Source organism: Rhizobium sp. NFR03 (genome assembly GCF_900111275.1).
Taxonomy (GTDB): Bacteria; Pseudomonadota; Alphaproteobacteria; order Rhizobiales; family Rhizobiaceae; genus Ferranicluibacter.
In genome coordinates, this window is record NZ_FOGR01000002.1 from 251945 (window position 1) to 265220 (window position 13276).

Annotated in this window: 12 protein-coding genes and 1 tRNA gene; 5 read left to right on the forward strand and 8 right to left on the reverse strand. The window is 62.4% G+C overall.

Features of this window, described 5'->3' with window-relative positions; translation table 11 throughout:
- Positions 1 to 4: 4 nt before the first annotated feature.
- The 5 genes from BSG19_RS06430 to BSG19_RS06450 all read right to left on the reverse strand — a co-directional run bounded on the left by BSG19_RS06430 (position 5) and on the right by BSG19_RS06450 (position 4564).
- A complete protein-coding gene (locus tag BSG19_RS06430; protein ID WP_092986075.1) occupies positions 5 to 736 on the reverse strand; it encodes a TfuA-like protein in 732 nt (243 codons plus the stop codon).
- A 10-nt stretch (positions 737 to 746) separates the two neighbouring features.
- The gene (locus BSG19_RS06435; protein ID WP_092986077.1) at positions 747 to 1916 is read right to left on the reverse strand and encodes a YcaO-like family protein; all 1170 of its coding nucleotides are present in this window, start codon (positions 1914 to 1916) and stop codon (positions 747 to 749) included.
- A 5-nt stretch (positions 1917 to 1921) separates the two neighbouring features.
- Entirely contained in the window at positions 1922 to 2125 is a 204-nt protein-coding gene (locus BSG19_RS06440; protein WP_092931565.1) for a hypothetical protein, read from the reverse strand.
- Positions 2126 to 2225: 100 nt separating this feature from the next.
- Complete coding sequence (locus BSG19_RS06445; RefSeq protein WP_139274736.1) at positions 2226 to 4106, reverse strand: hypothetical protein; 1881 nt, start codon at positions 4104 to 4106, stop codon at positions 2226 to 2228.
- An 8-nt stretch (positions 4107 to 4114) separates the two neighbouring features.
- Entirely contained in the window at positions 4115 to 4564 is a 450-nt protein-coding gene (locus tag BSG19_RS06450; RefSeq protein ID WP_092986083.1) for a helix-turn-helix domain-containing protein, read from the reverse strand.
- 817 nt (positions 4565 to 5381) lie between these two features.
- Between BSG19_RS06450 and BSG19_RS06455 the strand changes: the two genes are divergently transcribed.
- Genes BSG19_RS06455 through xth form a run of 3 tightly spaced genes read left to right on the forward strand, consistent with a single transcriptional unit; the run spans position 5382 to position 7224 of the window.
- Complete coding sequence (locus BSG19_RS06455; protein ID WP_092986085.1) at positions 5382 to 6176, forward strand: SDR family NAD(P)-dependent oxidoreductase; 795 nt, start codon at positions 5382 to 5384, stop codon at positions 6174 to 6176.
- 60 nt (positions 6177 to 6236) lie between these two features.
- Positions 6237 to 6416, forward strand: coding sequence for a hypothetical protein (locus tag BSG19_RS06460; protein WP_092986087.1), 180 nt, complete (start codon positions 6237 to 6239; stop codon positions 6414 to 6416).
- 34 nt (positions 6417 to 6450) lie between these two features.
- Entirely contained in the window at positions 6451 to 7224 is a 774-nt protein-coding gene (gene xth / locus BSG19_RS06465) for an exodeoxyribonuclease III (RefSeq protein WP_092986089.1), read from the forward strand.
- Positions 7225 to 7281: 57 nt separating this feature from the next.
- Here xth and BSG19_RS06470 read toward each other — a convergent pair.
- Positions 7282 to 7357: transfer RNA gene (locus tag BSG19_RS06470), tRNA-Ala, on the reverse strand.
- A gap of 251 nt (positions 7358 to 7608) precedes the next feature.
- Positions 7609 to 8001: a TIGR02300 family protein gene (locus tag BSG19_RS06475; protein WP_092931577.1), complete on the reverse strand. Its 393-nt coding sequence runs from the start codon at positions 7999 to 8001 to the stop codon at positions 7609 to 7611.
- Between the two features lie 288 nt (positions 8002 to 8289).
- Between BSG19_RS06475 and cmk the strand changes: the two genes are divergently transcribed.
- Complete coding sequence (cmk, locus tag BSG19_RS06480) at positions 8290 to 8922, forward strand: (d)CMP kinase (protein ID WP_092986091.1); 633 nt, start codon at positions 8290 to 8292, stop codon at positions 8920 to 8922.
- Between the two features lie 137 nt (positions 8923 to 9059).
- Positions 9060 to 10766 (forward strand): 30S ribosomal protein S1, encoded by a 1707-nt coding sequence (gene rpsA, locus BSG19_RS06485; RefSeq protein WP_092986093.1) that lies wholly within the window; start codon positions 9060 to 9062, stop codon positions 10764 to 10766.
- Between the two features lie 118 nt (positions 10767 to 10884).
- Here the strand turns inward: rpsA and BSG19_RS06490 are convergent, their stop codons facing one another.
- Entirely contained in the window at positions 10885 to 13203 is a 2319-nt protein-coding gene (locus BSG19_RS06490) for a hypothetical protein (RefSeq protein ID WP_092986095.1), read from the reverse strand.
- Positions 13204 to 13276: the final 73 nt, after the last annotated feature.

The window sequence follows — 13276 nt, forward strand, 5'->3', positions numbered from 1 at the left end:
CTATTCAAAACATAAGTGTTTTTGCATTTTCACGGTCCAGCAGCTCGCGCCAGAGCGTTGTTTCCTGAAAGATCCAGTGGGGCTTCTCCCTTGACCGATCGTCCGGATGCGCGGTCATCGCGGCGACCAGAAGCAGGGCATCCTCGCGCTTGCGGTTGCATGCGCGAGATTTCAGTTCCCGCTCCAGCCTGATGCGAAGTTCCTCGTCCGGTATGGAAACATGATCGAGGATGGCGCGCCATGTCCGGTCCTTGAAATGCAGGTGCCTGGCAGCCGCCTCGATCCGGCTTCGCAGGTCCGGCGTGAGGCTGGCTGGCAGATCGCTTCGCTGCAATGTGGCGATGATGTTGACCAGAGGCTCGGTCAGGCTCGCCCATCCCAGTTCGGCCGGCGCGTGGAGCTGCGCTACATCGGCGTCGTCCACAAGCATGCCATCGGCATAGGCTTGCGCAATGGCGCCAATGGCAATCATACCGAAGGTACGGCACTCCGCTGCCCGCAACGCACCCATGCTGGCCGCACCGAAAACCGTGACGCCTTCCGACAGCGCGTAGAGGATTTCCTTGTGCCAGACCGGCGCCGTGTATTCGAAGCCGCCATCGACCAGCCCGATGATGCCGGCTCCGTCGCGCACGGCGCGATAGAGATCTCCCTGAATGGCCGGCGGACGGATGTTAAGGCCGGGCGCGATCCGTTCTGCGTCCGGCAATGTCGGGCCGATGAACAGAACCTTCATGCATGTCCCTTCATAGCGTCAGAGCCTGTCGAAGTGCACGCGTCCCGTATCGCTGCCGGCGGTTCCCCTCGGGGTTTTCGAGCGCGGGTGCAAGGACCTTGACGACGGAAAAGGGAAGGTCCGGACGAGAAAGCCGCACCGCGATCATCGGCCCTGCACGCCGCGCGTGGAGGTGGTCGATCAGGGTCCCGGGCGTGCAGGCCGGGCCGTCGGCAAGGCTTCGCGCGGCGGGCTTCGCCATCATGAACTGTCGCGTGCTTTCCGCCAGCGGCCTGTCGTAGTCGGCCGGAAACACGTCATCCCGCGCGCCGCTGATATAGGTCAGGCGCGACTGCGCGCTTTCCGTGATGGCCCGAAGCGCTGCCTGCCGGGGAAGGGGATGCGCGCCGGCTCCGAAGGTCACATCCACATGCCGCAATCGCCCCGAGAGATGCGTTCCACCCGGGCCCAGAAACGCGGAGAAACAGGGAATGCCAAGATCGCTTGTCGCATCGAACAGACGCAGTGTCAGTCCCGCCGCCGCGATCTGTCGTTCCAGATCATGCAGGATCGGGCAGTCGAAGCCGGAGGGATCGACGCAGGTGCCCTGTCGCGCCGCCTGCGGGCGCAATTGCCAGAGCGCATGCGCGTCCCGTTCCACCCGCTCCATCAGCCCGTGAAAGATCGCCTCCTCCAGCGTATTACCGGAGGCAAGTCCGTCGGAAGATTGCCAGTACCGGCTCTCCTGGATCGTCCGGTCGAGGACGACGGCGTGCCGGGGCACGAAGACGGTCTCCCCGCTCGCGATATCCTGTCCCTCGACCCACGCCGCGTGCTCGTCTGCCAAAAGGAGATCGTGGCCCGATGCGACCAGCGCCGGGAGCGCATGAAAGGCCAGTCCGCGACGCGTCAGGTCCGCAATGCTCGCCTTGAGGACAGGGATATCGGGATCGCAGGCGACCGCCCGCTCCAATGCTTCCATGACGGCGGATGTCCGCGCATCGGCGTCCGTCGCACCTTTGCCCTGCGCCACGACGATGGATCGCGCATTGGGCGTGTAGGCGCACCAGACGGGAATGCCGATCCGGTCGAGCGACGTGTGCCGCGCGACCCGCGTGATGCCGAATTCGGCGAGAAAAGGTGCACCGCGGTCGAAGGTCTCGGCCGCGGTGCACTGTCTGTCGAAACCGGTAAGGCACAATGGCGTCAGTCGAAGAGGCCGGAGAAGGCTTTGTCGGCCGGATCGAGTGCTACGGCGAAGTCCACGCCGCGGATGAATGGCGCACTGGACGAGCGCAGTTCGCCAGCGCGGCCGTCGGTATCCTCAAGCGGCTTCACCGTGCCCGCCTCGACATCGGCGACATAGAGCTGGCTATCCCCGGGAAAGCCGAAAACGACAGTTTTGGACATGCGATTTCCTTCATGGCGAGAATGAAAAGACAACCGTTTGCGGCTTCAGGTTGAAGACCGAGAACGCTGTCATGGTAGGGCCGAAAAACGATTTCGTCCGTTAATATCCTGCCCGTGAAAGGCCTTCGCGGTAAAGCTCTTTCTGCCAGTTCTCGCGTATGGGTAGAACGGACAGCCATCGATCAAGGTCGAAATGCGGATTTGCCTCGCGGTCCTTGCGCCGGTAGCGTCGCGCCATCGCGGTATCTCCGAGCATGGCGAAGGCCGCCGCTCTCAGGCGGTCGGCCGAGGACTGATGGGCCATCCTGCCGATGTAATCGATGGCGTCCTGATAATGGCCGACGAAGTAGCTTGCCCCCGCCGCGCTCCAGAAATAGTCGTCCGGGCTCAGCGGATTGAGCTCGATCGCCCGCTGGATTTTGCGCAGTCCTTCGTCGGGCCGCGAGGCATGAACGAGCGAATCGGCATAGCTGTAGATCGCATCCGCATAATGCGGGCTGAGGGCTTCCGCTCGTGCCAGGGCTTCGAGGCTTTCGTCGAGATCGCCGAGATAGAGCTTGGCAACGCCGAGTTCCTTGTAGCCGGCCGCGCTCGAAGGGTCCTGCTGAATGGCGAGCCGGGCATGGTCCTCGGCCTTGTGGAGAAGGCTCTTGTCGCCGCGCGCCGTCAGCACCCATTCCAGCGAATAGGTGCGCGCGAGCCCGATGAAGCTTGGCGCGAAATTCCGCCGATACTGAAGCGCCTCGCGAAAACCGCGCCGCGCACCGCGGATCGACGGCAGCGAGAGGTCCTTGGTCTGGCGGGCGCCGGAGAGATAGGCGCGATAGGCATCCGGATGATGTTCGTACTCGACCAGCGGATCCTGGTTGCGCTGCAACTCCGCCGCGATGCTATCGGCAATGATCCTGGCAATCACCTTGCGGTGCGAGGAAAACGGAATGTCGAGCGCGAAGCGCTCCGCCCAGATGACCCTGTCGAGCGGGACGAAGATGACCTGCACCATCAGACCTTCCGCGCAGAGCGTCGTATCCACGAGATAGGAGACGGCATGCGTTTCCAGCATGGCGATCTTGTCGTTGCTCTCCTGGATCCGCTTGGCGGTGTGCGGCGCGACGATCGAGATATTGCGCAGGGTGCAGAGGCTGATGGCGATATCATCGATCAGTGCTTCGACCGTTCCGGTGAGTGTTCTCGATGCGCCGGCCCGAAGGACCGGTGGCAGCAGCGCCAGTCTCGGCAGAGCCGCTGTCACGGTGAGGACGCGTTGCACGCGCGGCACGGCCTGGGCATAGGCAGCCAGGCGCGTGCCGGGTAGTGCTGTGTTGACGGGCGCGGCTTCCCGGTTTCCGGTCGGCAGCGAGTCTAGCCGGTCGGTATTCGAGGCCGTTCCATAGTGTGACGATGGAGCGTTAGCCTCGAGAAGCGCCCGCACCGGCTCGTCATGCACATTGCGTTCGAGGAGCAGGAATGCAGCCTCCCGCAGCGATACGGTCTCCGGGCGGGCCGAGGCCCCGTCCGGCAAGGTCAGAATCCGCTCGCGCAGGCAATGATAATGCATGTCGATCTGCAGATCGACCCAGCGACGCAAGGGTCCGTCTGGCAGCTTGCCGCCGAGAAAGCGTTCCCGGAGCAATGAAAGCATCGTTTCAACGGATGTGTCGTCTCGCCGGAAGCAGGCAGCGTCTACGATCAGCCGCTGCCCGTCATCGCCCAGCGTGATCGATGTTTCATCGATGTCGAGGATCATGCTGTGACAGGCGAATTGCGCCTTGCGAATTCGCGATACCATCTTGCGCAGATTGATGTGCTGCGCCTCCCGGTCGGCCTCCGGCCAGAGAAGGGCGGAGGCTTCGTCGCGTCGCAGAACGGGACGTTCTCCCAGACGCAGCATGCAGACGAGCAACAGCGCCTTTTGCGGAAAAGCGAGGTCTTCACCGCTTCGGGTTGTCAGGGCCAGGTTGCCGAAGGTCTGCAGCCGCAACGGGCACATCAGGAGGCGTTGGCGGACGCCTGCGCGGCGGACGCATCCACCGGCTGCCGGGCAGCGGCCTCTTCGCCCTGCGCCAGCGAGGTCACCAGGGCCACGACCGTTTTGCGGATGTCAGGGCTCTTGATGGAGGAAAACGCCTTGTTCAGCGACAGGCCTTCGCGCGTCGACAGGAACGCGTTGACCGCGTCGAAATCGGCAGCCTCGGGACGGGTCTGGTCGCTCGGATTGTCCTGGAAGAAGTAGCTGATCGGCACGCTCAGAATGTCCGCGGCGGCCTGCAGCCGGCTCGCGCCCATCCGGTTCACACCCTTTTCGTACTTCTGGATCTGCTGGAAGGTGATGCCGAGCCGGTCGCCCAGCGCCGTCTGGCTCATGCCCAGAATAAGCCGGCGCGCACGAACACGACCTCCGACGTAAATATCGATCGCATGGGGGGCCTTCGCGTTCATAGTCGCTCCTGCAGAATACCGGCAAATTTCTCGTTTGCGCGAGAATGTATGATTTTTCAAAAAGCGCAATGAATTTCACGCGGGGTTTCAGCCGCTGGCATCGCACTTCTGTTTAGCAAGCGATAACGTTTTCTGCACCGCTCCGCTACCCTTTTTGCCGAACAAGCAGATCGTTATGTTCAAGGATTGACAGTGACTTCGGCTGTAAACGTACGAAACCGTGCGAACATGGCGGCGCAGACCGATGATGTTGCTTTGCACTCTGGCTCTATATGGGCCAGGAGCGGACGCCACCTGCAAAGATGAAGATTTGGTCAATTTTTCCGGATCAATTCGACCGTTATGCTCCAGCTGCATAGCTGCACTGCAATATACCGACTTTCGGATCATTCGTTTTCGCGTATGATCATTCTCATCGAAGCACGCACCTCCTCCCGCGTCCTTCGAGTTTCAGGGCTCCGATCCTCCTCCCCGGACCCCTGTAGGAATAGCGGCACTCCTCCTCCCAGCCGCTGTTCGGTTCTTTTGGAAAGCCTGCCGCACCTCCTCCCGCGGCAGGCTTTTCAGTTTCTGGAGGAGTTGATCCGAACCGCCTCTTCGATATCCGGTTTCCCTTACGCCGTTGTCCGCCTGGCAACCAATGGAGGCACGTCGGGCATCGCGCCATGAAGAATGACGAGCCCCGGCAGATGCGATCCTGACCGCGACGCTCTCACGCCGCTGGATCAAAAACACTCCCACGCAGTTGGATGGCCTTTTCCGGTCTCGTGCCGCCACGCGCTGGTGGTCCCGTGGACCCGCAGAAGGAGAGAGCATCATGGAAACCTCGAAACGTCCGCTTGCGATCGTCACGGGCGCCTCATCCGGCATCGGTCTGGAGCTTGCCAAGCTTGCAGCCAGCCGAAACCACGATCTCATCATTGCTGCCGATGACGACGACATCGATGTCGCAGCCGATATCCTTCGTTCGATCGGCGTCGATGTAGACGCCATGCAGGTCGATCTCTCCGGCAGGCAGGGGGCGGATGCATTTTGCGACTTCATTGCGGAGCGCGGGCGTCCGGTCGACCTTCTGATGGCCAATGCCGGGCGCGGCCTCGGCAAGGCATTCCTCGACCAGGATCTCGACCGGGCACTGGATGTGGTGGAAACCAACGTCACCGGCACGCTGGCGCTGATCCACCGGATCGGCAACGAGATGCGAACGCGCAGGGCGGGGCGCATGCTCATCACCGGGTCCATCGCCGGCTTTATTCCCGGCAGCTACCAGGCCGTCTACAACGGCACCAAGTCCTTTCTTAACAGCTTCTCCTTCGCTTTGCGGGAAGAGCTGAAAGACAGTGGCGTCACCGTGACCTGCCTCATGCCGGGGCCCACGGAAACGCGGTTCTTCGAGCGGGCGGACATGCTGGATACGGAGGTCGGGCGAGCTGAAAAGGACGATGCGGCGGATGTCGCGAAAGTCGGCTTCGAGGCGATGTTGAAAGGCGAGGGCGATGTCGTCGCCGGCTGGAAGAACAAGCTGCAGACGGTTCTGGCCAATGTCACGCCGGCGCCGCTTCTGGCGAAACAGCACGCGAAGATGGCCGAGCCGACCGGTGCGAAATCCTGAGACGCATCCTTTTGTCGTATGTTGCGTTGTCTTCGGATCAAACGCCGGAAGGAAAAGACCATGTCTAAACGGGAACTGATCGATACGGGAACGGACAAGCGCTATGTCCGCCGGGACGAAGACGGTCGCTTCAAGGAAAGTGTCGATGTCAGCCGCTCCCTGTCGGCCGACGCGCGGCATGACGCGAAGACGACGGCAAAGCCGGGAGAAGGTGACAAGGGCGATCGGCGCGGCCACTAAGTCAGGGCGCACTGGCCCCTGAGCCGGGAAGCACATGCGGATTGCGACGTACAACGTCAACGGTATCAACGGTCGGCTCGACATCCTCCTGCGCTGGCTGAAGGAGAGCCGTCCGGATATCGTCTGTCTCCAGGAACTGAAAGCGCCGCAGGCGGCCTTTCCCAGGCAAGCGCTGGAAAGAGCCGGATACGGTGCCGTATGGCATGGGCAGAAAGCGTGGAACGGCGTCGCCATCCTTGAGCGCGACGGTGTACCGATCCTCACGCGATGCGGCCTTCCCGGACGAAACGATGACGGCGAGAGCCGCTATATCGAAGGCATTGCTGGCGGCGTCATCGTCGGTTGTCTCTATGCGCCAAACGGCAATCCCTATCCCGGTCCGAAATTCTTGCGAAAGCTCGACTGGTTCAAAGCGTTAACGGCCTATGGCGAAACGCTTCTGGAGTTTGGCATGCCGGCCGCTCTTATCGGCGACTTCAACGTCATGCCGAGAGATCTTGACGTCTACAATCCCGCCCGATGGCAGGATGATGCGCTCTTCCGCCCCGAGATCCGCAAGGCCTATCGCGACCTCATCGCCACCGGCTGGACGGACGCCGTCCGCTCTCTGCATCCGGACGAGCAGATCTTCACCTTCTGGAAGTATCTCCGCAACGCATATGCCCGTGATGCCGGCCTGCGCATCGACCACTGCCTGCTCAGCCCCGAGCTTGCACCGCACCTAACCGCCTGCGGCGTCGATCGGCACGTCAGGGGATGGCCGAAGACCAGCGATCACGCGCCAGTCTGGATCGATCTATCGCTGTAACAGAGCGGAGGGATCTCAACGCGCTATATTCAAAGTGTCATTGAATCAGAGAGGATTTGGTGGAGCTAAGCGGGATCGAACCGCTGACCTCTTGCATGCCATGCAAGCGCTCTCCCAGCTGAGCTATAGCCCCATAAAGGGTCCGGCAGGGCCGGTTCCGGGTACCGCCGGCGCTTCGTGCCGGGCAGGTGCGGCTTATTACGTCCGGTTCCCGGAGATGGCAAGCCATAAAATCGGTGCCATCCACATTTTGTTGAAATCCCGACACAAGAGTTCTGTCGAGGCCTCATGTGTTGGTCTTTTGCGCGCAAGGCACGCTTGAAAAGAAAAGGCCTGCCTCTCGCAGGGAGGGGCAGGCCTTCAAATGTCCGATGAAGGAAAGGATCAAACTTCGTCGTCGTCGTCGTTGACGCCGATCAGGTCGGACAGGCCGTCATTGTCGTCGTCTTCGTCTTCCTCGAGGAAGGTATCGTCGTCGTCATTGTCGATCTCGACTTCGTCATCGCCCAGATCCGGGATGTCGTCGCCGTTCGCGCCCTCGTCGGCCTCTTCCAGGGAGACGAGTTCGACTTCCGGGTTCTCGGTGTCGACTTCTGCGACATCCTCTTCCTCGGCTGCAGCCTTTTCCATGACCTTGGCGACGGATGTCTCCTCGAAGAAGGAGAGCGGGTAGGACTTGCCGGTGTACGGAGACACGATCGGGTCCTTGTTCAGGTCATAGAACTTGCGTCCCGTTTCCGGGTCGATGCGCTTGGTTCCGAGTTCCGCTTTTGCCACTGTCGATGCCTCTTGAACGGCCGGACGAACCGGCGTCAGCCGGAATGCCGGCGGTAAACCTAAAATGAATTAGCCGGTCCCCTTAATCGTAAGGGCGGACACTGTCAAAGCCAAAACGTGCATGGGTACGGTTTCATCATGCAGGGAGAGATTGTAAGGGTTGTGAGGGTGAGGCCGGGAAACGACCCCGTAGACGTCTCATTCGAAGGCATCTGTCGAAGAGAGAGACGTGCGGATGCGATCGCGGGGTGGTACGTCACGACGACCATATTCATTTTCAGGTGAAACATGACATTCATTATTGCCATCGACGGGCCGGCTGCGGCGGGCAAGGGCACGCTTTCGCGCCGGATCGCCGAAACCTACGGGTTTCACCATCTGGATACCGGGCTGACCTACCGTGCGACCGCCAAGGCGCTGCTCGATGCCGCTCTGCCGCTGGATGACGAAGCTGTCGCCGAGGCCATGGCGTTCGAGGTCGATCTTGCCGGGCTCGACCGCTCCGTGCTTGCAGCGCACGAGATCGGCGAAGCCGCGTCGAAGATCGCGGTCATGCCGGCGGTCCGGCGCGCTCTGGTGGAGGCGCAGAAGGCGTTTGCCGGCCGCACCCCCGGCACAGTGCTCGACGGGCGCGACATCGGCACGGTCGTTTGCCCGCAGGCGCAGGTCAAGCTGTTCGTCACCGCCTCGCCCGAAGTGCGCGCACGCCGCCGTTTCGACGAAATGACGGGGCACGGCGTGCCGGCCGATTATCTCGCCGTTCTCGCCGACATCATCAAGCGCGACGAGCGCGACATGGGCCGCGCCGACAGCCCCTTGCGCCCCGCAGAAGACGCGCACTTGATCGATACCTCGGAAATGGGTATAGAGGCGGCGTTTTCAGCGGCGAAGTCAGTGATCGACGCCGCGTTAGCGCACTAGCAGTCCGAACCGACCGTCCCCGCGCCGGAATTGTTCCCGATACGATGCCCTATGGGGCAATCGGGAGCGGAGGGTCATCGGATATGATCAACGCAAACCCCCGGCGCCCGTGCCAACTGGCACGACCAGGAGTATTCATGTCTGAAGCACAACCCACCCGCGACGATTTCGCAGCGTTGCTGCAGGAATCCTTCGCCCAGCAGGATCTGGCCGAAGGCTACGTCACAAAGGGTGTGATCACGGCCATCGAGAAGGACGTCGCCATCGTCGACGTCGGTCTCAAGGTCGAAGGCCGCGTCGCACTGAAGGAATTCGGCGCTAAGGCCAAGGACGGCACGCTGAAGGTCGGCGATGAAGTCGAAGTCTATGTCGAGCGCATCGAAAACGCTCTGGGCGAAGCCGTTCTGTCGCGCGAGAAGGCTCGCCGCGAAGAAAGCTGGATGCGTCTGGAAGTGAAGTTCGAAGCCGGCGAACGCGTCGAAGGCGTCATCTTCAACCAGGTCAAGGGCGGTTTCACCGTCGATCTGGACGGTGCCGTTGCCTTCCTGCCGCGCAGCCAAGTCGATATCCGCCCGATCCGCGACGTTACCCCGCTGATGCACAACCCGCAGCCCTTCGAAATCCTCAAGATGGACAAGCGCCGCGGCAACATCGTGGTTTCGCGTCGTACGGTTCTGGAAGAGTCCCGTGCCGAGCAGCGTTCTGAAATCGTTCAGAACCTCGAAGAAGGCCAAGTTGTTGACGGCGTCGTCAAGAACATCACCGATTACGGTGCGTTCGTTGACCTCGGCGGCATCGACGGTCTGCTGCACGTGACGGACATGGCATGGCGCCGCGTCAACCATCCGTCCGAGATCCTGAACATCGGCCAGCAGGTCAAGGTTCAGATCATCCGCATCAACCAGGAAACCCACCGTATCTCGCTCGGCATGAAGCAGCTCGAGAGCGATCCTTGGGATGGCATCGGTGCGAAGTACCCGGTCGGCAAGAAGATCTCCGGAACCGTCACCAACATCACCGACTACGGCGCATTCGTCGAGCTGGAGCCGGGCATCGAAGGCCTGATCCACATCTCGGAAATGTCCTGGACCAAGAAGAACGTACATCCCGGCAAGATCCTGTCCACGACGCAGGAAGTCGACGTTGTCGTTCTCGAAGTCGATCCGACCAAGCGCCGCATCTCGCTCGGCCTCAAGCAGACGCTCGAGAACCCTTGGCAGGCATTCGCGCACAGCCATCCGGCTGGCACGGAAGTTGAGGGCGAAGTCAAGAACAAGACCGAATTCGGCCTGTTCATCGGTCTCGACGGCGACGTCGACGGCATGGTGCACCTGTCGGATCTCGACTGGAACCGTCCGGGCGAGCAGGTCATCGAGGAATACAACAAGGGCGACATGGTCAAGGCCGTCGTTCTCGATGTGGACGTCGACAAGGAGCGCATCTCGCTCGGCATCAAGCAGCTCGGCAAGGACTCGGTCGGCGAAGCCGCCACGTCCGGCGAACTGCGCAAGAACGCCGTCGTTTCGTGCGAAGTCATTGCCGTCAACGACGGTGGCCTCGAAGTTCGTCTCGTCAACCACGAGGACATCACCTCGTTCATCCGTCGTGCCGACCTGTCGCGCGACCGTGACGAGCAGCGTCCCGAGCGTTTCTCGGTCGGCCAGACCGTAGACGCCCGCGTCACGAACTTCTCCAAGAAGGACCGCAAGGTCATGCTTTCGATCAAGGCGCTGGAAATCGCCGAAGAGAAGGAAGCCGTTGCTCAGTTCGGTTCGTCCGACTCGGGCGCGTCGCTCGGCGACATCCTGGGTGCAGCCCTCAAGAACCGTGGCGGCAACGAGTAATCATTGCCCGTTCGACAGTCTGTCGAACATGGTTTGAAACAGAAAGGCCCGCGGCGAGATATCGCCGCGGGCCTTTTGCATGTGATTGTCACGGGCGCGGACCTCTTATCCCTCAAGGTCAGGCAAGGTCCGAAAGGCGCTGGTAGAGATCGTAGGCGTCATGACGTTCGCCATCCGCGTCGCCATCCTCGTCGCCACCCTCGTCGATAGCCGGTTCGGCACGAGACGCCTCGTCATGTTCCGAGGACGAGCCGGAACCCCGTCGCCCGCTTTCGTCCTCGCCTCCGGAAAGTTCGGCCTCGTTCTCGCGGCGCTGGCGACGAGGCTCTTCCTCCTCGACGTCAACGCTGCCGGAATCCGCGACGGCGAGATAGGGCACGAACGGATAGCCGATCGCTTCGCGGGCGATGACGGCCTCCATTCCCCGTGGCAGAAGCGATGCAGGGATCGCATCCTCCACCGGCGCGTGGGGAACGGGCGCCTGCGCGGCGCGATCCTCGTCGATCACCGTCAGAAGGTCCGATTCGACGCTGCTGGTTCCAGGCGGGCGCGGATCGGCGGCATCCTGCTGATTGTCCGGAAAGCTCTGGGCGTCCTGTGGCGTGGTCGCCTCGGCGGTTTCCCCGAGACTGCCGGACAGCATGTAGAACAGTGTCTCCCATTCATCGAGTTGGCCGATCGTATTTGCAACCTCGCGTACGCCCGTCGTTATCAGGGCGATTTCCACCTTGGGCGCGAGATGATCGAGACCGCTGACAATAGAGTCGGTCGAGCTCTGCGGGCTCCGATCCGCATCGCGGGATTCAGTGGGACGCCGCAGCCGTTGGCCGTCGCTGTCTGCGGCCGGTCGTGAGGTTACAGGTAACGTGCCTTCCTGCTGAACGCGTCCAGCCGACAGGTCGGACGCGATTTGGCGAGCCCGGAAAGCGATCGTCTCCTCGATTCCGCGACGTCCTGGCAAAAGGGTCTCGCCGTCCGCCTCTTGCGACGCAAGGAGGCTTGCGGCGGTGGCGGAAGCGGGCACCTTGGTTCCGGCAGATTCACCGTTCCGCATCGGTGGTGGCTCAGCTGGCGCAGTCTGGGTCGTGTGTAACGGCGTCGCGCCGCCTGCGATGTGTTGTGCTGCCGCAGGTACCTGAATTGAGGTTGCTGGTAAGGTTGAAGCCGCTATCGATTGTCTGATCGCGACATCGGCTCGGGATATCTGGCGTTGAGCGGCCGTGTCCTGGCCAGTGATGACGTCATCCCGTTGGTGGAGAGCACTGACAGCGTCAGCGGGTGTCGGCATCCGAGAGCCGGCGCCTTTAGCCGTGATGCCCGACTTCGCAAGAGCGGGCACCTCACGTTCGGATGTCACGTCGCCTGTTGGGGACGTGGGGGGCAGTGAGGCATTGGGTCCTGCCGGATGGGGCTGGTCGCTCGTCGCTTGCTGCAGGCCTGCTGCGGTTGCGAGAACAGGAATGGGCGCGCGACGCTGTGGCGCAAGATGAGCCGGCAGCTCAGGCGTCTCCCCCGGCATTTTGAGGCCTCCCGGAGGCGCGTCGGTTGCCTGGTCCTCGAGGATATCCGGCGATCCGGGTTCTCCCGTCTCGATCCCCGATGTCGGCACATCTGTGGCGGTCCCGTGCTCTTCGACCGGAGGATGATCCGTGACGAGGTCATGTCCCCGGGCGATGGCCACGGCCTGCGCGAGCGCGTGTGCGTCCGAGGCCAGGAAGGCTGCCGCCTCCCGCAACGCGGGCACGGGTTCGTCAGCTGTTTGCAGAAGATTGCCGACCGGATCTGGCGCATCCGCTATGGGGTTTGCAGGAGGGGCAGGGGCGTCGGGCAGCGTCCTCTCGGGAGAGAAGGCCTGCCCCAGCGCCTGCTGCAGATGCGGCGCACCGGGCGCGACGCCGGGAGCCTGCGAGAAGGCCATGCGCGTCGGAAGCGGTGCCTGAATGGTCGGCTGGCGAAAGACCGGCTGCTCATCCTCGTCCGGAAAGAGGGCGGAGACGGGATCGGGATGCCAGAGGCCGTCGCGCGTCAGCGGCAGATCAATCCGCAGATCGAGCACCAGCGCCGGCCGCAGCGTGTCCACCAGCATCTTCAGGGCAGCCAGAAGCGGCTGCTGGTTGAGCTGCTTTTCGATCAGCGCGCGGGCGGCAGGCGGCAGCACGTCCATATGGGCGGCCAGCCGGCGGGTGAAGTCGCGCAGGCTCTCTTGTGGCTGCGGCGGAAGATCGACGATCCGGGCCAGAGCTTCGGTCAGACGCGAAAGTGCCACCCGGGTTGCCGGATCGGCATTCGGCATGTCGCGCAGGACGATCTCGATGACATGAAGGATAGCGTCGAACCGTTTTGTCGCCGCCGCCGGCAGCACATGCCGGTCCTTCGCCGTGCCGCCATCCGTCAATGCTGTGGCGGCACTCCGGGAGATGGCGGCCGATGTCTGCATGGCAGTCTCCGTCCATGATCCGGCCTCGACCGGGTGCGGTTGCTCAAGAGCGCTGCAGGGAACGGGGTGCCCT

What these genes read in the sequence shown, in the direction of transcription:
- BSG19_RS06460 (WP_092986087.1), top strand. Translation starts at nt 6,237, where the DNA reads ATGTCTAAACGGGAACTGATCGATACGGGAACGGACAAGCGCTATGTC.
- rpsA (WP_092986093.1), top strand. Translation starts at nt 9,060, where the DNA reads ATGTCTGAAGCACAACCCACCCGCGACGATTTCGCAGCGTTGCTGCAG.
- BSG19_RS06440 (WP_092931565.1), bottom strand. Translation starts at nt 2,125, where the DNA reads ATGTCCAAAACTGTCGTTTTCGGCTTTCCCGGGGATAGCCAGCTCTAT.
- BSG19_RS06455 (WP_092986085.1), top strand. Translation starts at nt 5,382, where the DNA reads ATGGAAACCTCGAAACGTCCGCTTGCGATCGTCACGGGCGCCTCATCC.
- BSG19_RS06450 (WP_092986083.1), bottom strand. Translation starts at nt 4,564, where the DNA reads ATGAACGCGAAGGCCCCCCATGCGATCGATATTTACGTCGGAGGTCGT.
- cmk (WP_092986091.1), top strand. Translation starts at nt 8,290, where the DNA reads ATGACATTCATTATTGCCATCGACGGGCCGGCTGCGGCGGGCAAGGGC.
- xth (WP_092986089.1), top strand. Translation starts at nt 6,451, where the DNA reads ATGCGGATTGCGACGTACAACGTCAACGGTATCAACGGTCGGCTCGAC.
- BSG19_RS06490 (WP_092986095.1), bottom strand. Translation starts at nt 13,203, where the DNA reads ATGCAGACATCGGCCGCCATCTCCCGGAGTGCCGCCACAGCATTGACG.
- BSG19_RS06430 (WP_092986075.1), bottom strand. Translation starts at nt 736, where the DNA reads ATGAAGGTTCTGTTCATCGGCCCGACATTGCCGGACGCAGAACGGATC.